The 24,190-nt window shown below is 59.2% G+C and carries 15 protein-coding genes; 12 read left to right on the top strand and 3 right to left on the bottom strand.

Annotated features, from left to right (window positions below; genetic code table 11):
- Positions 1-46: 46 nt before the first annotated feature.
- The 10 genes from OQH67_RS11130 (at position 47) to menD (ending at position 12,549) form a co-directional block, all read left to right on the top strand.
- A complete protein-coding gene (locus OQH67_RS11130) occupies positions 47-1,105 on the top strand; it encodes a glycosyltransferase family 2 protein (RefSeq protein WP_215433944.1) in 1,059 nt (352 codons plus the stop codon).
- 4 nt (positions 1,106-1,109) lie between these two features.
- A complete protein-coding gene (locus OQH67_RS11125) occupies positions 1,110-2,108 on the top strand; it encodes a glycosyltransferase family 2 protein (protein ID WP_215433945.1) in 999 nt (332 codons plus the stop codon).
- A gap of 30 nt (positions 2,109-2,138) precedes the next feature.
- Complete coding sequence (locus OQH67_RS11120; RefSeq protein ID WP_215433946.1) at positions 2,139-3,674, top strand: lipopolysaccharide biosynthesis protein; 1,536 nt, start codon at positions 2,139-2,141, stop codon at positions 3,672-3,674.
- Positions 3,664-4,917, top strand: coding sequence for a polysaccharide pyruvyl transferase family protein (locus OQH67_RS11115; protein WP_215433947.1), 1,254 nt, complete (start codon positions 3,664-3,666; stop codon positions 4,915-4,917). Before OQH67_RS11120 ends, OQH67_RS11115 begins: the two co-directional genes overlap by 11 nt.
- Positions 4,918-5,175: 258 nt before the next feature.
- On the top strand, positions 5,176-6,054 hold the full coding sequence (locus tag OQH67_RS11110) for a hypothetical protein (RefSeq protein ID WP_215433948.1): 879 nt from the start codon (positions 5,176-5,178) through the stop codon (positions 6,052-6,054).
- 79 nt (positions 6,055-6,133) lie between these two features.
- Positions 6,134-7,282, top strand: coding sequence for a phosphotransferase enzyme family protein (locus OQH67_RS11105; protein ID WP_215433950.1), 1,149 nt, complete (start codon positions 6,134-6,136; stop codon positions 7,280-7,282).
- Positions 7,283-7,363: 81 nt separating this feature from the next.
- Positions 7,364-7,783, top strand: coding sequence for an L-fucose mutarotase (gene fucU, locus OQH67_RS11100; RefSeq protein ID WP_215433952.1), 420 nt, complete (start codon positions 7,364-7,366; stop codon positions 7,781-7,783).
- A gap of 20 nt (positions 7,784-7,803) precedes the next feature.
- Positions 7,804-8,985, top strand: coding sequence for a MalY/PatB family protein (locus OQH67_RS11095; RefSeq protein ID WP_215433954.1), 1,182 nt, complete (start codon positions 7,804-7,806; stop codon positions 8,983-8,985).
- Positions 8,986-9,333: 348 nt separating this feature from the next.
- Entirely contained in the window at positions 9,334-10,947 is a 1,614-nt protein-coding gene (gene metG, locus OQH67_RS11090) for a methionine--tRNA ligase (protein ID WP_215433956.1), read from the top strand.
- A gap of 6 nt (positions 10,948-10,953) precedes the next feature.
- Entirely contained in the window at positions 10,954-12,549 is a 1,596-nt protein-coding gene (gene menD, locus OQH67_RS11085) for a 2-succinyl-5-enolpyruvyl-6-hydroxy-3-cyclohexene-1-carboxylic-acid synthase (RefSeq protein ID WP_215433958.1), read from the top strand.
- Here the strand turns inward: menD and OQH67_RS11080 are convergent.
- Entirely contained in the window at positions 12,546-13,559 is a 1,014-nt protein-coding gene (locus OQH67_RS11080; RefSeq protein ID WP_215433960.1) for a hypothetical protein, read from the bottom strand. The genes menD and OQH67_RS11080 overlap by 4 nt on opposite strands.
- A gap of 312 nt (positions 13,560-13,871) precedes the next feature.
- Positions 13,872-15,182 carry a malic enzyme-like NAD(P)-binding protein gene (locus tag OQH67_RS11075; RefSeq protein WP_215433962.1) on the bottom strand — a complete coding sequence of 437 codons (1,311 nt, stop codon included), beginning with the start codon at positions 15,180-15,182 and terminating at the stop codon, positions 13,872-13,874.
- Between the two features lie 173 nt (positions 15,183-15,355).
- On the opposite strand from OQH67_RS11075, the gene OQH67_RS11070 reads away from it, so the two are divergent.
- Complete coding sequence (locus OQH67_RS11070; protein ID WP_215433964.1) at positions 15,356-19,747, top strand: DUF6288 domain-containing protein; 4,392 nt, start codon at positions 15,356-15,358, stop codon at positions 19,745-19,747.
- A 321-nt stretch (positions 19,748-20,068) separates the two neighbouring features.
- Here OQH67_RS11070 and pepT read toward each other — a convergent pair whose 3' ends face one another.
- Positions 20,069-21,301, bottom strand: coding sequence for a peptidase T (gene pepT / locus OQH67_RS11065; protein ID WP_215433971.1), 1,233 nt, complete (start codon positions 21,299-21,301; stop codon positions 20,069-20,071).
- Positions 21,302-21,419: 118 nt separating this feature from the next.
- Here pepT and OQH67_RS11060 point away from each other — a divergent pair, with 118 nt between their 5' ends.
- The gene (locus tag OQH67_RS11060) at positions 21,420-24,167 is read left to right on the top strand and encodes a tetratricopeptide repeat protein (protein ID WP_215433973.1); all 2,748 of its coding nucleotides are present in this window, start codon (positions 21,420-21,422) and stop codon (positions 24,165-24,167) included.
- Positions 24,168-24,190 lie beyond the last annotated feature (23 nt).

Below are 24,190 nucleotides of genomic sequence, written 5' to 3'. Positions count from 1 at the left end.
TCCCCATTATTCATTCCTCCATTCCCTGCCGTTCAATCTCAATACCATGTTTCAGTCCCAGCCGCCGGAATGCCCCTGCATCAGCATCATCATTCCCGTTTATAATGCAGGCCCCTATCTTGGGGAATGCCTGGATTCCCTCCTGTCCCAGACCTTCCAGGACTGGGAGGCCATCTGCATTGACGACGGCTCTTCCGACGAAAGTCCGGCACTGCTGGACAAATGCGCGGCCATGGACCCCAGATTCAAGGTCGTCCACCAGCAAAACGGAGGCGTCTCCAACGCCAGGAACCGGGGACTGGAACATATCCGCGCGCCTTACCTTCTTCTGGTGGATTCAGACGACTGGCTGGAAGCGGACGCTCTGGAACAGTTATACGGCTCCATCCGGGAAAATGGAGGAGACCTGGTCATTTTCGGCCACTACTTTCATGAATTCCACCGCCCCGAGCCGCGCACATGCCTGCCGTGGTTTTCCCCGTCTGGACCGGAAAAAAGGAAGGAGCCGCTCGGCTTCCGCTCCATGACCCGCATCACCTCCTACGCATGCGACAAGCTGTTCCGCAGTTCCATCATCCGGGAACAGGGCATGCGCTTCCAGGAAGGGGTCGGTATAGGTGAAGACCTGAAATTCATTCTGGAATATCTGGGATACAGCCAGACCATCCTTTTCATCAACAGGCCCTTTTACCATTACCGGTACGGAGCGGGCATCACCGGCTCCCATCAGACGATCTGGAAAAGAATGACTCCTCAGGGCCTGCTGCAATCCCTGGATGCACTGACACCCCTGTGCGCCTCCCTTCCTCTCAGTTTTTCCGCCGCTGCAAGGCGTCAGGGAATGTCCGCCCTGCTTTACTGGAATCTGCGCCACCGCAAATACATGCGCTCCATCATCAACTGCATGCCGCGGAAGGAGCGCCGCGCCATTCTTTCCCGGTCCCGCCTTCCCTGGTGGCCCCTGCTCCTGAAATCCTCCCCCGTTCACACATCATCCGTCCTCCTGCGCCACTATGCCGTGCAGCCGGTCAGGGCATTCCTGGTCCGAGCAAAGGCGGCCGCCTGCCGTTTGGCGCGCCGTGCCCCAGCCTCCATTCATGAATAAGGCCATGTCAATCCCAACCGTCAGCATCATCATTCCCGTCCATAACGTTGCGCCGTATCTGGAGACCTGCCTGGATTCTCTGCTGTCCCAGACATTCCAGGACTGGGAAGCCGTCTGCATTGACGACGGCTCTTCCGACGAAAGCCCGGCCATGCTGGACAGATACGCAGCCCGGGACGCTAGATTCAAGGTCGTCCACCAGAAAAACGGAGGCGTCTCCAACGCCAGGAATACGGGATTGAAGCTGGCCCGCGGAACCTATATTCAAATGCTGGATCCGGATGACTGGGCGGAACCGGACATGACGGAACGCCTGCTCCGGATGATAGAGTCCACTCATGCAGAACTGGGAGTCTGCGGCTGTTTTTATCACCACACCGCCACGGGGGAAACGGGACGGCGCATGCCGGACAAATTTTCCGCCGGGCCGGACAGCGTCAGCGTACACGGGCTTGACAGCCGCGTCACCGGAAATATTACGTTCTGTGTCTGGGACAAGATATTCAGGAGAAGCATCATTGAACAATTCCAACTGGCCTTCCAGCCAGGCCTCAAGATAGGGGAAGACATGAAATTCATCATGGAATATCTGTCGTGCTGCCATAACATCGCCTTCCTCGCCCGCCCCCTCTATCATTACAGGTCGGGCGCCGGGGTTACGGGCAAAACGCGGCCCGTGTGGGAAAGGCTTTCTTTTCAGGAATTGCTGGAATCCCTGGATGTCCTTGACAGCCTGGCAGGCTCCACCCCCGGAAAACTGAAAGGACGCCGGAGCCGCGATTTTCACGCAGGCCTCCTTCAAGCCGTGCTTATGCACCGCGCCTACATGAAGGAACTGCTGGAAGGCATGCCCGGCCAGCAATTGCGGAGGCTCCTGCGCCGGTCACACTTTCCCCTGCCGCGCCTTCTGCTCAAGTCATCTTTCCGGCCCAGCATGAAAAGCCTCTTGGAATTTTACATTAAGAACCCTTTGAGAACATTCCTGCGTCAAAAACGCCGCTGATGCTTCCCGATTCTGGATTTTGACCGCACCATGAATGAATTAAAAGCAGGAGCCCTCCTCAACTACATATCGATCGCCACCAGACTTGCGACGCAGTTTTTCCTGACTCCCTTCATCCTGTCCAGCCTGGGACAGGATGAATACGGCATTTTCATGCTGAGCAATTCCGTCATCGTCTGGCTATCCCTGACGGATTTCGGCCTCAAGGCGACCGTCAACAAATACGTGGCCATGTACCACGCAAGGAATGAAACGTCCCAAATGGCCCATTTCCTCGGGCAGTCCATGGTCCTGTTTTCCTGCCTGGGCATATTCACGGCCATATGCGGCATCGTCTGCTATTTCTACCTCGGCGATTTCTTCCCCAACCTTACGGGGGAAGAGCACAAAACGCTGGAAATACTGTATTTGCTCACCCTGGGCAATCTCATTCTGTCCTTTCCCCTGAGGCCTGTGACCGGCATCGCAAGCGCCTACATGAAATTCGTCACGCCGGGCGTTGTGGAACTGTCCATTTCCCTGCTGAATGCGGGGCTGACAGTTCTCCTGCTCTGCTGGGGATTCAAGGCCATCGCCCTGACCATACTCGGCGTATCCACCGGGATAGGGACCATGCTGTGGGGGCTTTATTACGCCTTCCGCTGCCTGGGGGTACGCCTTGTCTTCAGCAGGCTGGACTGGCCCCTGTACCGGGAAATGTTTCAATTTTCCTTCTGGATACTGCTCAACCAGATCATGGACCTGTTCTATTGGCGCGCAGGCACTCCCATCATCGCGCGGACTTCCGGAGCGGCGGCCGTGACCGTTTTTTCCCTGGGCATCTCTTTCTCCCAGTACTTCATGACGGCGTCAACGGCCATTTCCGGAGTCATTTATCCGAAAATCATGCATATGGTGGCCCAGGAAAGCACGAAGGAACAACTGACGGACCTGATGATCCGCATCGGGCGCATCCAGGCAGCCCTGTTATGCCTCATTCTGGCCGTCTTCCTCTGCTGCGGGCATGATTTTCTGCACTTGTGGGTAGGCAAGACCATAGGGACGGAAATTTCCACCGTCTGGGCCGGAGCCGCCCTGGTTCTGGTCGTCCTCCTGATCCCCCTGACGCAGAATACGGGCATCGCCATCCTGCAGGCGCTCAATATTCACAAGGGAAGGGCCGTCATCCTGTTTTACTCTTCCGTCGTGTGCGTTATCCTGGGATATCTGATTTCCCTGCGCTACGGGGCCATCGGTATGTTTGCCGGAACGGCCATTTCCCTGTTCTTCGGCCAGATTTTTTTAATCAACCGCTATTATTCGCGCAAGGCGGGGCTTTCCATCAAACGATTCTTTGCGCAGGTTTACATCCCCCTGCTATATTCGGTCCCCCTGCTCCTCCTGGCTGGCATCACCGGCTCCTTCCTGATAAAACTGGACAGCTGGACTTCCCTGATTGCATACTCCTGCTGTTATGCCGTCGCGTTCACGGCCGTTCTCTGGCGCGCCTATCTGAACGAGTCCGAACGGGAACTTTTTTCCGCTCCCCTGAAAAAATTGATCCATTTCCTGAAACATGCACGCTGACCCTCTCCCGAAAAACGCTTCTTCCTCCCCCTCCTCCCTCCCCGGCTCCGCTCCGGCTCATTGCGGGGCCGAATGCACAAACATCGGACTGCTGGGGATGTGGATGACCTGCAATTACGGAGCCGTCCTGACCTCCTATGCCCTCTACCGCACGCTGGAACGGATGGGAAAGAAAGTGTCCCTGCTCGATTTTTCCTATACCGACCGGCAAAAGGACGCCTGCACGGTTTTCAGAAAATTTCTGGCACAGGAAAAGCTCTCCATCATTCCCATGCACAACCTGGACCATGCGTATTACATGAACGACCATTTCGACACGTTCATGGTGGGCTCGGACCAGGTTTGGAATCCGGGATTCCTGGGGTCCCTGTTTTTCCTCGACTTCGCGAAAGGGGAAAAGAGAAAAATCGCCTACGGGCCGTCCATGGCCCGGCACGACAAACCTTCGGAGCGCTACCTCCGGAAAATCTCCGGGCTGCTGAAACGGTTCGACGCCATATCCGTCCGGGAACAGGGCATGGTTGACCACCTGCGGAAGTATTTCGGCTGCGACAGCACCTGGGTCATGGACCCCGTATTCCTGCACAGCCGGGAACAGTGGCTTAAACTGGCGCAGCCGGCGGAAGGCGCCGGAAATTCCGTCGTCTCCTACATCCTGGACCCCACGGAGTCCAAGCGGAAACTGCTTCTGGACATATCTTCCAGGCTGGAAGCCCCGCTGCTGAACATGGTAGACATTCAAAAGAAGGAGATCAACAACCGGGAACTTCTCAATCTGCCCGGCACGATGGAGGAGGCAACGCTGAACGACTGGCTCGGCAACATCGCCCACTGCAAGTATTTCATTACAGATTCCTATCACGGCGTCTGCTTTGCATTGATTTTCAACAAGCCATTTATCTGCATCGACAATCCCCTGCGGGGTTCCGGCCGCTTCATCTCCCTTCTGGAGCTTCTCCATTTAAGGGACCGCATGCTGCCTGAACATGCGGACAGGATTCCGGACGGGACAAGCCTGGAGATGAATTACGAAACCATAAACCAGATACTTCAGGCCCACATGGAACAATCCGGGCAATGGCTTCTGGACGCGCTTTCCAAAAAACGTCCTGAAGCTCTGGAACACTACAACCGCTCCACAGAGAAAAAATTAACCAGAAAGCCCCCCACGAGGTGGCAGCTCATGAAAAGAAAAGGAAAAAGGCTACTGATCAAGGTATACCACCGTCTTGTCCGCCGTTAAGACAGGCAACTCTGAATAAAACAACAACACATTAAAAATCAATAATTTATAATTTTAAATCTGGAGATGGTTCATTGAATATTTTCCGTTAAAACAGGAACGTTTCTCCTTCCGTCGTTCTTTTAAACAAGCATTCATTTTAAATATAAACATATTTTTCTCTTAAAGACTTTCTTTATTGAAGAACGTTAATATAATCACCTCCACAAATCACCAACCATGCAATACAAGAATATTATTACAGCGGCATGTACCCTCATGGGTTCTCTCTCCGGAATAGCTTCTGCGGACATTAATCCTCCGCTCGGATCTCTGAATTCCGCTGACAAATCCTCCCGTCCGTTCTCCGCCATCGTGGGAACGGGGTATGCCACCAAATACGTCAGCCGCGGGCTGGCTTTCCAGCAGTCCGGCAGTGACCATGTCGTTCCCGTGGAAGCCATCGGCGCCTATGACCTGAACAGCAAATATTCCATTCTGGCCGGACTGAAATACCAGTGGCTGACCCAAAACAGCCTGGACCACGACAGCACGGGCATTTGCGACGAAGGTTCCGCTATCCTGGGCGTCAGCCGCAAATTCAGTGACTCCACCACGGCAGCTCTGAGCTACCAGTTTGTGCACGGCGGTCTTCCCGGCACGCTCAACATCCACAAGGGCAACGCCTCCGGCTTCCCGGCCTTCGACCACGGCCGCGCGGAAGAACACAGCTTCGTGCTGGACATCCATCACGACTTCGGCAAGGGGCTGGAAAACTTCTTCTGGGATAGCCGCGTGCAGTACACGTTCCGCTGGATGTCCGGCTGGTGGTTCACCAATACGCTGGGCTACAAATACAACTTCAACCGCTCCACCTCCCTGGTTGTGTCCGGAACCTGGAACGCCACCGCAGGGTATTTTGACCGCAATTCGCTCAATGCCAACGGAACGCAGGGCATTTCCCTGACCGTGGCCGTTCCTTTCAAGGCCATGGAACGTCTCATCGTCACCCCCTTTGCCGGCACAGTCTGGCTGGGCAACGGCGGTATGGCTGCCAATCATCGCGGCGCCTCCGAACGGTTCCCATGGAGAACGCCTTCCAAGGTGTACCGCAATTTCACTTTCATTGCAGGGGTGGGCGTAGCCTATTCCTTCTAAAGACCCATCCTTACGTCATTTCCAGCGGGCTCCGGCGGCCCATAAGAAACGCCGGAGCCCGCCATCTTCCCCCTTTTCCATGCCCCTGTCCGCCGTCTTCCATACCCATTCCGTGCAGGAACAGGTTGCCGCCCTCGGTGACGCATTCGCCATTGCCGGGGAATTTATCCATTGCGACACGATTAACAGCGGCCACATCAACCTGACGTTCCGGGCAACCTACCGCCGGGAGGGCGGCACCACGGACCGCTACATTTTCCAGAGGGTGAATGACGCCGTATTCCCATGCCCCAGGGATGTGATGCATAATGTGGAAAAGGTGACCAACCACATTCGGTGGAAAATGCTCCGGGTGCTGAAAACTCCCTTCCGCCAGACGCTGAACCTGTATTCCGCCCGCGGAGGGCGCAAATACCTGAAACTCCACGGGTCGGGATACTGGCGCTGCTACAACTGCATCGAAAATACCTACACGTGCGATGTGGCGGAACACCCGCGCCAGGCCTATGAAGCCGCCAAAGCCTTCGGGGCCTTTCAGCAGCTTCTGTGCGACATGAATCCGGAGGACATCCATGAAACCATTCCCTTTTTCCACCACACCCGCAAGCGGTTCGACCGCCTGATGGAAGCGGCGCGGAAGGATTCCTCCGGCCGTCTGGCCTCCTGCCGGAAGGAGCTGGAATTCATCAGGAAACGTGAACGGGAAGTGGACCTTCTCCTGAATCTCCAGGAAAAGGGGGAACTCCCCATCAGAATCGTGCACAACGACACGAAAATCAACAATGTCATGCTGGATGCGGAAACGGACCGGGCCGTATGCGTCATTGACCTGGATACGGTGATGCCCGGCAGCGTTCTTTACGACTTCGGAGACATGGTGCGCACAATGACCTCCCCGGCGGCGGAGGACGAGGAAGACCTTGAAAAGACCTTCATGCGCATGCCCATGTTCGAGGCGGTCGTGAAAGGCTATCTGGAAACCGCCAAAGATTTTATCACTCCTCTGGAAGTTTCCCTGCTTCCCTTCTCCGGCAAACTGATCACGCTGGAAACCGGCATCCGCTTCCTGACGGACTATCTGGAAGGAGACGTTTATTTCAAGACGGAAAAAGACCGGCACAATCTGCACCGGGCGCGCACCCAGCTCGCGCTGGTAAAAAGCATGGAACAGCAAATGCCGGAAATGGAAAAGCTGTGCGCGGATGTTTTCAAGGCGGTCAGGGTCTGATGTTCAACGGCTGGCGGCAGTCCCCGGCTGGCTGATTTTTATGATGGCTTCCCCCTCTGCGGGTTTGCTATACTGCCGCGCATGTTAAAAAATATTTCACCCCTGATCAGCCCGTCCCTGCTGAAAATTCTTGCGGAAATGGGCCACGGAGATGAAATCGTCTTTTCAGACGCCCATTTCCCCGGCCACACCTTCAACCACACCGTTCTCAGGGCGGACGGCCTGAATGCGGACGCCCTGCTGGGCGCCGTCATTCCCCTTTTTGAACTGGACGCCTACGCCACCCCGGTGATCATGATGGCCCCGGTTCCCGGCGATTCCCTGGACCCCGCCGTGGAAGCCAGATACCGCAAGGCGCTGGACTACGACGGCGAGATCAAACAAATGGAACGCTACGCGTTTTACGAACGCGCCAAAAAAGCGTATGCCGTGGTCATCACCGGGGAAACCGCCAAATACGGCAACATTATTCTGAAAAAAGGCGTCACTCCTGCGGTCTGAGAGCTTTGAGCGCTATTCCCATGCAATACGATTTTGATGAAATCATCGACCGCCGCGGCACCGGCGCGCTGAAATATGAAGCCCTGCTGCCGCGCTGGGGCCGGGATGACCTGCTGCCCCTTTGGGTGGCAGACATGGATTTCAAAACGCCTCCGTTCATCATGGAGGCCCTGCGCCGCCGCTGTGAACACGAATTGCTGGGCTACACGGTGAAGCCCCCCGCCTTTTTCGAGGCCATCCGGGGCTGGGTGGGCCGCCGCCACGGCTGGCAGGTGGAAACGGACCAGATCGGGTTCGCCCCCGGCATTGTTCCGGGCATTTCCAGCGCCATCCAGTGCTTCACCGGTCCGGGGGACAGGATCATGATCCAGCCTCCGGTGTACCATCCCTTTGCGATGATTATCCGCGAAAACGGGCGGGAAATCGTAAACAATCCGCTGGTACTGGAAAACGGGCGCTACCGGATGGATTTCGAGCATATGCGGAAGGCTGTGCGCGGATGCGGCATGTTCATCCTGTGCAATCCCCACAATCCGGGAGGCCGGGTCTGGAACCCGGAGGAACTGGAACAGGTGGCGGAGATTTGCGCGGAAAGCGGAACCCTGGTCATTTCCGACGAAATTCATGCGGACCTCACCCTCCCCGGCCGCCGGCACACCGTTTTTGCCACCGTCTCGGAAAAAGCCCGCAACAATTCCGTCACATACATGGCGGCCAGCAAGGCGTTTAACGTGCCGGGTCTGGCCAGTTCCTACCTGATCTGCCAAAATCCGGCCCTGTTGGAGAAGTACCAGAATTTCGTGAACGGACGGGAAATGGCGGAAGGCCACGTTTTTGCGTATGCGGGGCTCATCAGCGCCTATACGGAGCCGGGAGGAGAGGAATGGCTGCGCCAGGCGCTGGACTACATTCAGGAAAACATCTGCTACCTTGACGCGGAATTGCGCCGCCGCATGCCCAGGATCAAGGCCCTTCTTCCAGACGCCTCCTATCTGGTGTTCCTGGACTGCCGGGAATTGAACCTGTCCCGGCAAGAACTGGAGGATTTCTTCGTGAACGGCGCCCGTCTGGCCCTGAACAACGGCGCTATCTTCGGCAAGGAAGGGGAGGGTTTCATGCGCCTGAATGCGGGCTGCCCCCGTTCCGTGCTGGCCCGGGCTCTCAACCAGCTGGAGGAAGCGTACCTGTCGCGCGGTTTCTGATCCGCGAATCCGGTCGGCGTCATGTGAACGGCATTCCTTACCAGCCGGGAGTGCCGTGAATTTCCTCATCCCAGTTTCCGGACGGCAGGGCCTCCATCAAGCGGGAGCCATGAAACCGACCCGCAGCCGTCCGGTTTTTTGCCGGGGAATCAGGGCTTCCGGGCCTTTCCCGGTCCAATTCCGGGCGGAAGGCGGGGCGGAGCCTCCCTATTCCGGACGCCGCCGGAAAATTCCCGGCCCCGTTCCGGCGCCTTTCCCGCGCTTCCCTCTTCCGGAGATGCACGAACACCGCTCCGGTAAAACGTTACTTTGCTTGCAAAATGGACGGAAAGGGGTATCTTTTGCCGCATGTACTATATCACCACGGCCATTGATTACACCAACGGACCGCCCCACATCGGGCACGCTTATGAAAAAGTCCTTGCGGACGTTCTCGCGCGCTGGCACCGGATGAAGGGGGAGGAAGTTTATTTCCTGACCGGGGTGGACCAGCACGGCCAGAAAGTACAGCAGACGGCGGAGAAACTGGGCATTACGCCGCAGGAGCATGTGGACAATATCACGGCCAGGTTCCTGGCGCTCTGGGAACGGCTGGGCATCAGCTACGACAGCTGGGCCGCCACCACGGACCCGCGCCACAAGGCGTGCGTGCAGAAGATTCTCACCAGCCTGAAGGACAAGGGACAGCTTTACAAAAAATCCTACAGGGGCTTTTATTCCGTCCGGCAGGAACAGTTCCTTACGGACAAGGAACGGGATGAAAACGGCAATTTCGGCCCGGAATGGGGGGAAGTAGTGGAATTGGAGGAAGAGAACTGGTATTTCCGCCTGGCCGACCAGGCGGAATGGATGAAGCAGTTTGTGGAAAAGAGCGGTTCCTTTGTCCTTCCCGCCTTCCGCAAGGCGGAGGTGCTCAACGCGATCGAACGCTCCTTCGACGCGGACCTCTGCATTTCCCGCCCCAAGGAACGCCTTTCCTGGGGCATTGAATTGCCTTTTGACCCGGATTTCGTCACCTACGTCTGGTTTGACGCCCTGATCAATTACGTTTCCTTTGCCGGCTATCTGGCGGAACCGGGAAGCGGACTGCCGGAATTTTCCAAACTCTGGCCCGCCGACTGCGAGGTGATCGGCAAGGATATCCTGGTGCCCGCCCACGGCGTGTACTGGCCCGCCATGCTGCACGCCATGGGCTTTTCCGACGAGGAGATGCCCACCCTGCTCGTGCACGGCTGGTGGAATATCAACGGGGAGAAGATGTCGAAATCCATCGGCAATGTGGTGGACCCCAACCTGCTGGTGGAGGAATTCGGCCCGGAACCCGTGCGCTATTACCTGGTGCGCGACATCACCACCGGAAAGGACGCCAATTTTGACGCAGACCGCCTGGTCATGCTGTATAATACGGAACTGGCCAACGATCTGGGCAACCTGTGCAACCGCTCCATCAACATGACCCGCCGTTATTGCGAGTCCGTGCTGCCCGCCCCCGGCGAATACGACGATGACGCTTCCAAGGCCCTGCGCGCAACCATGGACCAGGCGGTGGTCCAGTTTTCCAGATTCATGGACGAGAACATGGTCTCCGACGCGCTGGCGGCCCTGAACGCCCAGGTTTCCGCCTGCAACGCCTACATTGAACAGCAGCAGCCCTGGCAGCTTGCCAAGGACGAGGCCAGCGCCCCGCGGCTGGGCTGCGTGCTGCGCCACCTGCTGGAATGCTGCGCCCAGACGGGCTATCTCATCGGCTGCGTGCTTCCCGGCGCTTCCTCCCGCATTCTGGAGCAACTGAACGCGGATTCCCTGTTCCAGGGGCTGACGCCGTCCGTGCTCTCCTGGGGGGTTCTTCCCGCAGGCCACCGCATCAACGATCCCGCTCCCGTTTTCCCCCGCATCCTTTCCGAAGAGGAGAAGGCCAAGCTGGCGGAAAAAGCGGCCAAGGCGGCCAACAAACAAGGCTAAGGTCCCGTGAACGCCTCCACGTCCTTCGTCAAGTCCCTGCTGGCCCAGTGCTGCCTGGGCGGCATTTGTGAATGGGTAGTCTGCCCCGGCGCGCGCAACATGGCGCTGCTGCAGGTGCTGGCCGCCGCGGAGGATTTGGTGCAATGGACTCATTTTGACGAACGTTCCGCCGCGTTTTTCGCGCTGGGGCGCATTCAGGACATGGGGCTGCCCGCAGCCGTAGTGACCACGTCCGGCACGGCGGCGGCGGAATTGCTCCCCGCCGTGGTGGAAGCGTACTACCAGCGCAGGCCCCTGCTCCTGCTCACGGCGGACCGTCCGGCGGACTACCGCGGTTCCGCCGCCCCACAGGCTATCGAGCAGGCGGACATGTTCGGCATTTATGCTCCCACGATTGATCTTCAGACGCCGGACGACCTGCCGGAAGATATCCTGGAAGACTGGGATTACGCGTCCCCCCTCCATATCAACGTGTGCCTGCCGGACCCGGACCCCACGTGGAATCCGGGCCATTGCGACCTTTACCCGGCGGAACCGCCGGAAGAGAACAAGTTCCGCGGTTCCCTGTCCGGCCTGGCCCAGGCCCTGCGCTTCAAGGCCCGCCACGGCCTCGTCCTGATGCTCGGCGGGCTGGACCCCACGGAACAGGCCCCCGCCCTGTGGCTGGCCAATGAATTGAAAGCTCCCGTCGTGGCAGACGCCACCTCCGGGCTCCGGGAGGAACTGGACCATCTGGCCCTGACGGATGCGGACCGGCTGCTGAAACAGAATCCGCCCGCCGTTCTGCTGAGAGTCGGGGACGTTCCCGTGTCCCGCTTCTGGCGGGACCTGGAGGATATTCCCTCTACGGAGGTGTTTTCCATTACCCGCACCGGCTTTTCCGGACTGGCGCGACCTTCCTCCGTGGTGACGGGGGATCTGGACGCCGTCCTGCGCGCCTTGGGGGATGTGGATTCCATCGGCGACGTCAACGGCCTGCGCGCCATGAACAAGCGCCGCAAGGCCCAATTGGAGGAGCTGCTCATTACCTGCCCGGACAGCGAACAGGCCATGGTGCGCGCCTTTTCCTGCTTTGCCGCGGACGGCGACTGCATTTACCTGGGCAATTCCATGCCCGTGCGCTACTGGAACAGCTTCGCCCAGACGGCGGTGCCCACGGAAAATGTGCGCGCCAACCGCGGCGCCAACGGCATTGACGGCCAGATTTCCACGTTCCTGGGCGCTTCCGCCCGGTGTGCCCGCGCCTGGGCCCTGCTGGGGGACCTGACCGCCCTGTATGATTCCAATGCCCTGGCCATGCTCCCGCAACTGGATTCCGGAACGCGCGTCCTGGGCGTCGTCAACAACGGAGGCGGCGGCATTTTCCGCGCCCTTCCGGGAGGGAACAAACATCCGGAAGCCCTGGAAAGATTGCTCATTCAGCCGCACGCTCGTTCCTTCAAGGCCATTGCGGAACAGTGGGGCATGCGCTACGTGTGCATCCGCACGGCGGATGAATTCGACCAGCTTGAGGCGCTTGAAAAAGACGCTGCCATTCTTGCGGAGCTTGTTCCGGACCCGGCGCAGACGGAACAGGTACGGAACGCCCTGGCCCAAAGTTAATGAACCGGGGCGCCGCCGGCTTCCGGTGAAGCGGAGCCGCCCGTTTTCTGTCCTTCCGCCCTTTCCGCATACGGAGCGAAACGGTAGAGATACTTTATCAGGTGCCTTTCTTCGTCACTTCCCGCCTTTTTTTCCTTCTCCGCCACGGCCCGGGCATCCATGCGCGGCTGTAAGAACCAGGAGTGTTTTTTATCCAGATTCCCGTTCCGGTACACCAGCAGGGCTGTTTCATGTCCGGAGGCGTCGTAATAAAGGCACCCGATTTCCTTTTTCTTCATATCTTCCATGATTTTGCGGGAAGGATGAGAACTTCCTCCACCCGGGAAATACATGGTGGTGGCATACACGGCGGCGGCATTTTCTGGAGCCGGGGCAGACGCGTCTCCATGCCAGTCCAGGCTCTGCCTTGTTTCGTTCTCCTTTTCAGAAACGGGAATTTCCTCATTTTTCCACCAGAGCAGCCGTTCATTCTCCACTTTCCAGGAATGCAGGGTATAATTCGGACATCCTACCAGAACCCAGTTGTCATTCCTGCACCTGAACGGGCCGTCCGGACGATGGGAGAGCGACCAGTCATTGAAGTTTCTTCCATCGGGAAAGGAGAGGTTCCTCACTTCCCTCATCCATTCTCCGCGTGGGTGAAACAGGTAGTTCATTTCAGAAAGAACCTTGGTCGTTCCCGTCTTCCAATTTCCGTATTCCCGGATGGAGACCGTCACGGAACGGTGATCCACCTCCACCGGGCCAAAGCCCCATTCCCCGTTTTCCGGCGTCCCCCTGCCGTCAAAAGACACCCACGATACGGAACCGTCCAGATGGACTTTCAAGGCCTTCCATCCGCCTTCCTCCTCCCATGCGGCGTCCGGAACCATCCCCAGACCGTCCCTTGCCGTTTTCAGCATGCACGGATCCCGGGACAAAAGGCCCGATGCGAGATAACGGTCGCAGGCCTCCCGGGAAGAAGGAAGGTTTTCCGTCACCGGAGCCGGTCCGTCCAGCATCTTTTTCATGGGCAAATGTTCCGAGGGACAACGGGCTCCGCATATGTCACCGCCGCGCATGCGGCAAGAATCATTCCATGCTGAAAAATTCCATAGTAGGTCATCTTGATGCTGCATACATCATGATCCGTTTGTGTTCAAGCTTTTTAAAAGCCAGACCTTTTTCGTACACCCAAAAACTCTCTCCCCATTCCGGTCCAGAATGGAGGAATGAAGGAACAGAGAACGAAAGCCTGCCAAAAAAAACCGGAAGGCACATCCGGCACCTTCCGGTTCGGGACATTTTTCCCGTCAAGAGCCCGCATGGGCGCCGTTCCGGCCTTACAGATAACTGCGCACGACTCCGGAGGCGCGTTCCCGCACGGCGGCAATGCGCTTGCTCAATTCCATCTTGTACGCTTCCATGTCGCGAATGGGAGCCTGCGCCACGCCGGAGATCATGGCCGCCTGGGCCACGGCCGGGCATTCCCATTCGATGATGCGGGGATCAATGGGCTTGGGAATCACGTAATCAATGCCGAAACTGAGTGGGGCGCCGCCGTACATGTCCACCACTTCCTGGGGAACGGGTTCCTTCGCCAGGTCCGCCAAAGCGCGCGCGGCGGCGATTTTCATCTGTTCGTTGATGACGGAGGCGCGCACATCCAGAGCGGCGCGGAAAATGAACGGGAAGCAGGAGACGTTGTTCACCTGGTTGGGCCAGTCGGAACGGCCGGAACCCATGATGCAGTCCGGGCGCGCCTTTTTGGCGTCCTGGTAGGTGATTTCCGGGTCCGGGTTCGCACAGGCGAAGATGATGGGAGAGGGGGCCATCAGTTTCACCATGTCCTGGGTCAGCAACCCTTTGGTGGAGAGGCCCAGGAAGACGTCCGCCCCGGTCAGGGCTTCTTCCAGCGTACAGTCTTCCGACTGGGAGAATTGCGCCTTCGTGGCGTGCAAGTCGATGCGGCCCGTATGGATCAGCCCCTTGGAGTCGAACATGTAAATATGCTCGCGGCGGACACCCAGGGTCATGTAGAATTTGGCGCAGGAAATGCCCGCGGCTCCTGCCCCGACGACGACGACTTTCAGGTCTTCCAGCTTGCGCCCCGTCAATTCCGCGGCGTTCAGCAGGGCCGCGCCGGAGATCACGGCCGTGCCGTGCTGGTCGTCATGGAACACGGGAATGTCCATTTCTTCGCGGAGGCGTTCCTCCACCATGAAGCATTCCGGCGCCTTGATGTCTTCCAGGTTGATCGCGCCGAAGGTGGGCTCCATGGTCTTGATGACCTCGATCAGTTTTTCAGGCTCCTTGATGTTCAGCTCGATATCGAAAACGTCGATATCCGCGAACACCTTGAATAAAAGCCCCTTGCCTTCCATCACCGGCTTGGCGGCGTCCGGACCTATGTTGCCCAGGCCGAGCACGGCCGTGCCGTTGGTAATGACGCCCACCAGGTTGGAACGGCCGGTGTACAGGGCGCTCTGGGAGGGGTCTTCCTTAATGCGGAGGCAGGGTTCAGCAACGCCCGGGGAATAGGCGAGCGTTAAATCCCGTTGCGAAAAGCAGGGCTTGCAGGGCAGCGTCTCCATCTTTCCGGGACGGGGCTGGGAGTGGTACTGCAAGGCGTCTAGTCTGATGTCGGAACTCATGGTCGTAGGGGAACGGAAAATCGAGCCTTGCTTGCACCACATAATCAGCGTGCATTCAAGCAAATAATCTTTTAATCGCGTCACAAGGTCCATATCCGGACGGCGTTTCTTTTAAATTGAAAGGGACGCAGAAATATGGTAAAGGGTCTACGGAATATCAACCGTCTTCGTTCATGGAAACAACCCCTCCCCTTCCCTCGGGATTCAATATCAACGGCTATCTTATCCAGTCTCTGAAGCAGACGGATCCCCTCTGCCACGTTTATTTTGCGGCGGATTCCAGCCATGTCCAGTACCTGGTCCGGGAGTTCTGCCCGCAGGGCCTGGCCGTGCGCGATCCGGAAAGCGGCAAGCTGCGCTATCCGGAAAGCACCGACATCGAGCAGGAGGTGATTCCGCTCAAAAACGATTTTGAAGCCCAGTTCCGCACCGGCGCCCTGGCGGAGATTCCGGCCCAGGGCACGCTGTATCTGGTTTACGCCATGCCCGGCGCCCATCCGGCTGCCGGGACGGAGGAGCCCCAGGCCCAGCCCGTTTCCCTCCAGCGCGACCAGCGGGCCCTGGCCACGCCTGGCGCGGGAGCCCCCATTTCCCCGGTCGCCGTGCCCCAGCCGCGCCGGAAGAAGAGTTCCCTGGGAATATGGATTCTGCTTCTGGTTCTGCTGGGGGGAGGGTACGGAGCGTATCATTATTCTACCCACAGCCGCAGTGAGGAAGCCGCTCTGGCCCAGGAACCGGCCAAGCCTCAGGAAAAGAGGAAGGTCCCCAAGCCGGAAGCCGGGAACAAGGACGCACAGCCTGCTCCGGAAATGGCAGACCCCTTTGAACAGGAAACCGCAGCCGCGGAAGAACAGCCTCCGCAGGAACCATCCTCCGCAGCCGACCAGCCTGCCGAAGATAAGGCGGACGCTCCCGAAGCGGCAGGGGACGAGGAAACCGTTTCCGAACCAGCGGCGGAAGAGCCTGAAACCGCACCTGCAGAAACGGATGATGCCGCCGACGCCAAGGAAGCGGCTCCGGTGGAAAAGGAAAAACCGTCTTCCGCCTCCGCCCGAGCGGCCGCTCCTTCCCGCAACGCACCTGCCGCCGCAACCGCCTCCGCAGGCAGGCCCCGCGCAACGGCGCATCGGCAAACCACCAATATGGGGGACGTCAACGCGTACATCAAGAAGTATGCCAAGGCGCTTCCCCTCAACCAGTGGAAAAAACAGTACTCCCAGCTTTACACAAGCTGGTTCGGCAACAAGGAAGAGATAGCCGAAGGCTGGATCACCACTTTCGGCCCCCTCGGGTTCCGCGCCCGGGGGCTGGACACGTCCTGGCCCAATCCCAATTTCAGGGGAATGTTTCCCAAATCCCTGCTGGACCCCAACGGCGACCCCGTGGCGAACGTGTACGTGGTCACCCAGGTGATCGAAGGTTCCCCCGCTGAAAAATATGTGAACAAGGGGGATGTGATCCTCGGCATCGACGGCCATCCCTTCAAGACTTCCCTGAGCCTGGATGTTCCGTACGGGCCCTACCAGTTCCAGGATTCCCGCGGCCTGGACATGCATGCGGGCCTGCTGGTGGACAAGGCGGAAGGCGCCGGAAAGATCACCCTGAACCTGATTCCGGCGGAGAACGTGGAAAAAATCCAGGGCCTCCAGCCCCTCTGGAAGGAAGTGTTCAGGGAGGAAAAGGCGAAAAAGCCCGTCAATCTTTCCATCTCCATCCAGGGCGGCCAGCAGATCCGGCTGCACGTTGACGACGGCGGCAATGGCATTGGTAGCGACGGTTTCGAATGGTCGGACCTGAGGCTGGAAGGGGCCGGAGGCCCCATTCCGTTGACAAAGCTCAGGCCCTTGCAGTACAGCGTGGGCTACGGCGCCGCCAAGTACGACCCCGAACGCAAGGTCTGGCTGGCGCACGCCGTCTCCTCCATCGTTTTCGACATCCCCAAAGGCAACTGGAAGCTGAAAGGAACCGGCACCCCCGGAGGGGCCGCAAGCGTAGGGGTCACCGTGTACACGGGAGGGGCCTCCACCCTGCCGGACGCCGTCAAGAAGTACGTGAAGAACGTTACGTTCAAGATTCCCCAGCTGGGGTCCTATGCGCCCGGATTCCCGAAAAATTGCGCCAAGAGCAAGGCCGTGGTCCACATGATGAGCGAATGGCTCGCCGCCCAGCAGCGCGAGGACGGCTCCTGGGAACGCCCCGGCGGTTACTGCGGCAACCATTACGATACGGCCTGGGCCGGACTGGCCCTGATGGCTACCGGCAATCCCAAGTATGATCCGGTCATCAAGAAGGCCGCTTATTACATCGCTTTTTCCGGCTCCCAGTGCTGGTGGGCGGTTCCCCAGGCTTCCGCGGGCATCTTCCTGTGCGAGTACTGGCTGCGCTATCGGGACAATTCCGTGCTACCCGCCATCCGCAACGGTGTGCAGCGCATGAAGAACGAAGTGCTTTACGGGGACTTCGTCACCGGGCACGGCATCCATCCCGGCTATGCGGGCACGGGGGTCAGCATTGGCGGCTCCCACATGTGCCTGTTCCTGGCGCTGGCCAGCAAGACCCCGGCGCGGGTGGAAGACGGTGTGCTGGACAAGATGATGGACCGCGCCCAGGAACTCTGCCCCACGGGCATGGGGCCCTACGGACGCATGACGGAATCCTTTTCCTTTGAACCCAACCGCAATTGCGGAGGCACTTATTCGGGCCGCCACGGTCCCTATTTCATCGCCTCCCTCATTTGCGGAGGGCCGGAATTGTACACCAAAAACAGCCGCATCATGTACAGTGAAGGCCCCATCGGCGGCTGCGACCAGGGCCACTCCTCCGAAACGCTTTCCATCATGTGGGCCCTCCCCTCCTACTGGCGCGTCAATCCGGAAGTTTATTACAAGAACATGGAGGCTTTCCGCTGGAAGCTCACTCTGCTGCGCCCGTTTGACGGAGGCATGATGCAGAATCCCAACAGGCTGGAGCTGATGACGGCGGACCCCGTGATAGGCACCTACATCCGCACCGGCGTGTGGATCACGGCGCTGTGCGCGGAACGGCAGAACCTGGCCATCACCGGGAAGCCCGAGTTCCAGGCCAAGACCTTCCGCAAGGTTCCCCCCATCAACGATACGGAATCCCGCTTCCTGAATACCTACATCCGCAACTGGAGCATGGTCAGCGCGGCGCTGGGTTCCAAGGCCCCCGCCTCCCTCAAGTCCGCCATCCGGGACATGAAGAAGATCCCCGTGGAACAGGGCTGCCGCTTCAAGCTCATGGACCTGGTCAATTCACGGGCCCTTCCCATTTCCAAGGCCATCATGTCCCTTCCCGGCGTGGACCAGCTCACCAAGGCCACCTGTGCGGAAATGCTCCTGGGCATGGACGTGCGCATTTTCTTTGAACCCAAGCGCAAGGACGACAAGCTCCAGCCCGGGGAATATTCCCTGAACCTGGACATCCAGCAGCCCCTGGGGGGCCGTGCCCTGGGCCTGCAACGCAACAAGGAACTGGAGAGCAAGGCCAACGAAGCTTACAAGTACGACTTTGCCGGCACCGTGCAGTTCAGCGACACCACCACCTTTTCCCCGATGGAAACCGTCTCCTGGACGCCCAGCACCAAATTCGGCGGCCAATGGAACGTTTACAATTACAACAAGGACCTCAGCGGCCCCACCCAGCCGGGCGTGCCCAAGATGACGGCCAGGATCAAATGGCGCGTGAACGATCTGGACGTGGAGTACGACCGCCCCATCGCCGTCGGCGGCTTTGAAGTGGGCAGCGGGGAGAAGGCGCGCCCCGTCACCAATTGCAACCACTTGTGGGTTCCGGGCATCCTGATACGCGACCACGGGAACTGGGGTTGCTCCTTCCACCTGCCGGACGGCACCTATATTTCCGCGGCCTCCCAGGGCAACCAGATCGAGGTGTACGACGAAACGGACAAGAAGAATAAGAAGACGTGGGTTTCCCCGAACGATTCCTGCCTGACCCAGGGTTCCCGCTGCCTGTTCCGCGTTTCCACGGACTGGCACGGCCTGGAATGCCGCGTGCGCGAACTCAAGCTGCTGAGCAACGGCTCCGAGGAAGTCGCGGATTACAAGCTGAAGGCTTCCTCCGGCGGCAGCGTGGACACGGCCAAACTTCTGGACCGCGACGTCACCACCGTAGAAGAACTGGATATGCCGAACGGGAAAGACAATCCCCTGGTGTTGGAACTCACCCTGAAGTCGCCCGCCTCCCTGCGGGCGGTGGACCTCAAGCTGGACAAGGGGAATTCCCGCATCGTCATTGAAGCCTACAAGGGCGGCAAATGGATTCCCGTCCACTGGGGTTCCGTAGGTCCGGCCACCGCCGGAGTGAGCGACGCCCAGAAGGCGATGTACGCCGACGAGCCGGAAGTCCTGCGGATGCTCCAGGCCCCCGGCAACGGCTTCATCAAGTGCATGAGGACGTTCGACCCGGTCACCACGAACAGGCTGCGCGTCAAATTTTCACAGAAGGGCGGCAAGGTCCGCCTGGCGGAATTGCACGTGTACAAGGAGAACGCTCCCAAAACGGCAGTAGCGGCGGTCAAATAGAGGCTTTCCGTTACGGACCGTCCATTTCCCGGGGCCGGCTCGCCATGAGTCCGGCCCCTCTTTTTTTCAAGGACCGGAAGAAAGAAGGGGGCGCCCGGCATCCCACTGTCATGAACAACAGGGGGAATGCCCCGGTTTTCCGGGGATTCACAGTCCCGGAACCGGGAGAAAGAGGACTGCCGCCCTCCCCGGTTAAAAAGTTTCCGAAGCCACGCGGAAGGCACCTTCCCCATCCGTGAAAGAACACCGCACGGGAAGGAACTCCTCTGCGGCATTCCCGGCGAAAACAGCTCCGGGCCGTCTTTGTCCATCAGCGGACGCTCATTCCCCGCGGGCGTATCCGGAAACGATTTCCTGAAGGATGGCGGAGATTTTCTCCATGGACTGCACGGGGACATACTCGTATCTTCCATGGAAGTTGTGGCCGCCCGCGCACAGATTGGGACAGGGCAGCCCCATGAAGGAAAGGCGCGCGCCGTCCGTGCCGCCGCGCACGGGGACGATTTCCGGCCGCACGCCCACCGCTTCCATGGCCCGGCGGGCATGGTCCACCAGGTGCATGTGCGGCAGGATTTTTTCCCGCATGTTGTAGTAGGAATCCTGGATTTCCACCACGACGGAGCCCTCCCCGTATTTCCGGTTCAGCAGGGCGGCGCAGTCGTGCATGAATTCCTTTTTGCGCTCGAATTCTGCGGAGCCGTGGTCCCGGATCAGGTATTCCGCCGCGGCCTGTTCCACATCCCCGCGGAACGAGTCCAGATGGTAAAATCCTTCGTAGCCTTCCGTACACGCCGGATTCTGGAACGCGGGCAGCATGGCCTGGAATTCCATGAGCAGGAGGGAGGCGTTCACCATCCTGCCCTTGGCGCTTCCGGGATGAATGCTTTTGCCGTGCGCCGTCACCACGGCGGAAGCGGCGTTGAAGTTTTCATACTCGATTTCTCCCAGCCGTCCTCCGTCCACCGTGTAGGCAAAATCCGCGCCGAAGCGTGCCACGTCAAAGTTATCCGCGCCGCGCCCTATTTCCTCATCCGGGGTGAAGGCGATCCTGATGTCTCCGTGGGGGCGTTCCGGATGCAGCAGGAAGGAGGCGGCCATGTCCATGATTTCCGCAATGCCCGCCTTGTCGTCCGCGCCAAGCAGGGTTTTCCCGTCCGTCACCACCAGGTCCTGGCCGGCATATTCCTCCAATTCCGGAAAGACGGCCGGGGAAAGCATCACGCCCCGCTCCCCGTCCAGCACAATGTCACCCCCGTCATAGGAATGCACGACGGAAGGGTTTACGCCGCTGCCCGGCACGCCGGGAGCCGTGTCCACATGCGCCACCCAGCCGATGGCGGGAACCTTTTTCCGGATGTTGGAAGGGATGGAGGCGTACACGATGCCGGAAGCTTCATCAAGCTCCGCCTGCGCCCCCATTTCCCGCAGTTCTGCGGCCAGCATTCGGGCCAGCACGGTCTGGCCGGGGGTGGACGGCACGGTTCCGGAGTCCGGGGACGATTGCGTACCCACGCCCGCATACCTCAAAAAACGATCTAAAACAGATATATTCATCAGGAAAATCAAGGATTGCTGCAAAGTCTAGCACCCCGTATTCCGAACACAAGCACAAGGACACGGTTTATCCTTGCAGTTTAGTCCGGATTGAAGTATGTAAACAGAGCTTCTCCCCATGATGACTCCTCTCCCCCTTGGCGTTACCCTTGCTATGGCCCTTTCCTGCGGCGCCCTGCCGCTCATGGCCGAGGGTATCTATGTGCCGGCCCCCATGCCCCCAGCCTCCGGAACGTGGCAGGATCCCTCGGACATGTACGTAGAGGCGCTCAGCTTGGTCAACAAGTCTGCCGGACTGGCAGAGAAGCGGGATTACGTGGGAGCCATCCGCCTCACCCAGCAGGCGGAGGAACAACTGGCGCGCCTGGTCAAGGCCTATCCGCAATGGAGGCCCAACCTGCTCGCACAGCGCCGCCAGATCAACAGGGAAAACCTGGACCAATGGCAAAAACTGGCGCAGCAGCAGGCGGCAGCGCGCCCGACAGGGCCCGCTCTGGCCGTGGAACAGCCGGCCGCCGTCCCTGCCGCAAACCGTCCCAGACCCAAACCCAACATCGCCCTGCCCCCCGGGTACAAGGGCGTGGAATTCCCGACAACGCCAGGGGAACCTCTCATCAATCCTGTTCCGGGGCTGTCCGTGTCTCCCGGCGCCCCTCCGGCAATCGTGGAAAGCAGCTATGACCGCATCCGCAACGCCCTGGACAAGTCCAGAATGGAAAACAAGGCCCTGATCGATGCCCTGAAACGCACCCGCAGGCAATTGGAAAAAGCGCTGTCAGACCTGGCCGTGTCCGCCACGGGAGAGTCCGTTTACCGCGACGAGCTGATCAAGGTCAGGAAACAGATGGAAGACGAGAGAGCTGAGAATAACAAGCTTCTCCAGACCCTGATTCCGCGCGTGCGGGAACTGGAACAGACCGTCGCCACGCTGACGAAGGAAAGAGACCAGCATCTGGAACTGATAGCTTCCCTCCAGCAGCAGGTTCAGGATTATGAAGATGCCCTGAAGAAGATGACGGACGACAGAGACGCCCTGAAGAATGAACGCGACCAGCTGGCGGCTCTGGTGGCACTGAACAATCCGGACAAGACCAGGAACCTGCTGGACCGCAACATGACCCTGACGGCCCAGCTCAAGGATGCGCAGGACAGGATCGCCGCGCTGGAAACGGCCAATTCCGATTCCGAGGAGCAGCGCAAAGCCAACCTGAAGGCTCTGGAAGAAGCCCGTACAGAGTCCGCCGGGCTCAAGCAGAAGCTGATCGCCCTCCGCGACGAGAATATCGGCTACCGCAAGCGCATCACGGAGATGATGACCAAGCTGATCAATGCGGATGTGGAACTTTCCAAATTGTCCGAGCATCCGGAAAAAAGCCCCCTGCTTATGGAAGAAGTTACGCTGATGCGCTCCATCATCGCCAAGCAGAACCGCATTCTTTCCATCCAGGACCAGAGCCGCACCCTGCTCATCAACACTTACATGAGGGAGTTCCAGCAAAACCCGGCGACAAAGGACATTGCGGCCCTGCTGAATAACACGGACATCATCAAGCTGACGCCCGCCGAACAGCAGATCGTCAACGCCCTTGAGGGGGACAGCAAGTTAAAACTTTTCCTGACGGACCGGCAGAAGGAAGAAATGGACAAGCTGGCCAGGGACCTTTCTGCGGAACGGGAAAAGGCTGCCCAGCTTTCCAAGGAACTGGAACTGGCGCGCAGCAAAATGAAGAATGACGCGTCCAAGAACAGCAAGGCGAATAAGGCCCAGGCGCAAGCCCTGGCAAAAGCCAGGGACGCGGTGGAACAGAAAAACCGCCAGGTGGAGGAACTCAACCGGAAACTGAAGGATTTGACGCGCCAGTTCAATGAGCAGGCGAAACTGGCCGCCCTTTCAGCTTCCTCCGCCGTTCCGGACCAGGCAGACCGAGGCATAAAAACCGCCGTGCGCGAACAACTCAAGGTAGAGGCCCTGGGCCAGGGAGCCGCGGAAGCCTTTGCCCAAAAGCGCTACGTGGCGGCCGAACAGCTCTACCGTACCCTTCTGGATTTGCAGCCCAACCACGTCCCCGCCCTGGTGAACCTGGGAACCATTCTGCTCCAGCGCAACAAGGCGGAAAAGGCCATAGAATATCTTAAGAAGGCTACCGACCTGGATGCCCGCTCCTCCCCCGCATGGTTCATGATGGGGGTGGCGCAGTACCGCGCCGGGCTCGACCAGCAGGCGCTGGCCTCCCTGACGGAGACCGTCAGGCTGGACCCCGCCAACGCTCCGGCCATGCTTTACCTGGGCAATCTGGAAACCAGCGCCGGGAATTACGAGAAGGCGGTGGGCCATTTTGAAAACGCGCTGAAGATCCTTCCGGAATCCTCCGAAGCCCACTTCAACTTGGCATGGACCTATTCCCGGCTGGGCCGTACCGCGCAGGCCCGCAAGAGCTATGACGCCGCCATCCGCTGCGGAGGATTGCCGGATTCCGACCTGGAACTGGCCATTACCGGCACCAGCACGCTGCCGCGCCGCAAGCAGGCGGAGAAGGAAGCCGCACCGGCTCCGGACGTTCCCGACACTCACATGGCCGTTGCAGTAAGCGACCCGAAAGCCATTCCGCATGAAGCCGGGGAAGTTCCCGCCAGCATTGCGGAAGATCCGAACGCCCGGGAACGCCCCGCTCCGGCATCCCGGCACATCGCCGTGAGCCTCCGTACGGAACCGGAACCCGCTTCCCTGGCCTCCCAGGTGAAGGAGGCAGGCCCCGCGCACACTGCCGCCAACCAGCAGGCGCAGACCGCGCCCGCCAAGGAACAGGCACAGGCGGAAGCCGCGGAAAAACCGCGCAGAAGAAGCCGTTTCCGCATCGGTTCCTGATCCCCCTTTTCATTCCCGAATCC

Origin of the sequence: Akkermansia biwaensis (assembly GCF_026072915.1) — a bacterium.
GTDB lineage: Bacteria > Verrucomicrobiota > Verrucomicrobiia > Verrucomicrobiales > Akkermansiaceae > Akkermansia > Akkermansia biwaensis.
This window is presented reverse-complemented; position numbering and strand designations above follow the sequence as displayed.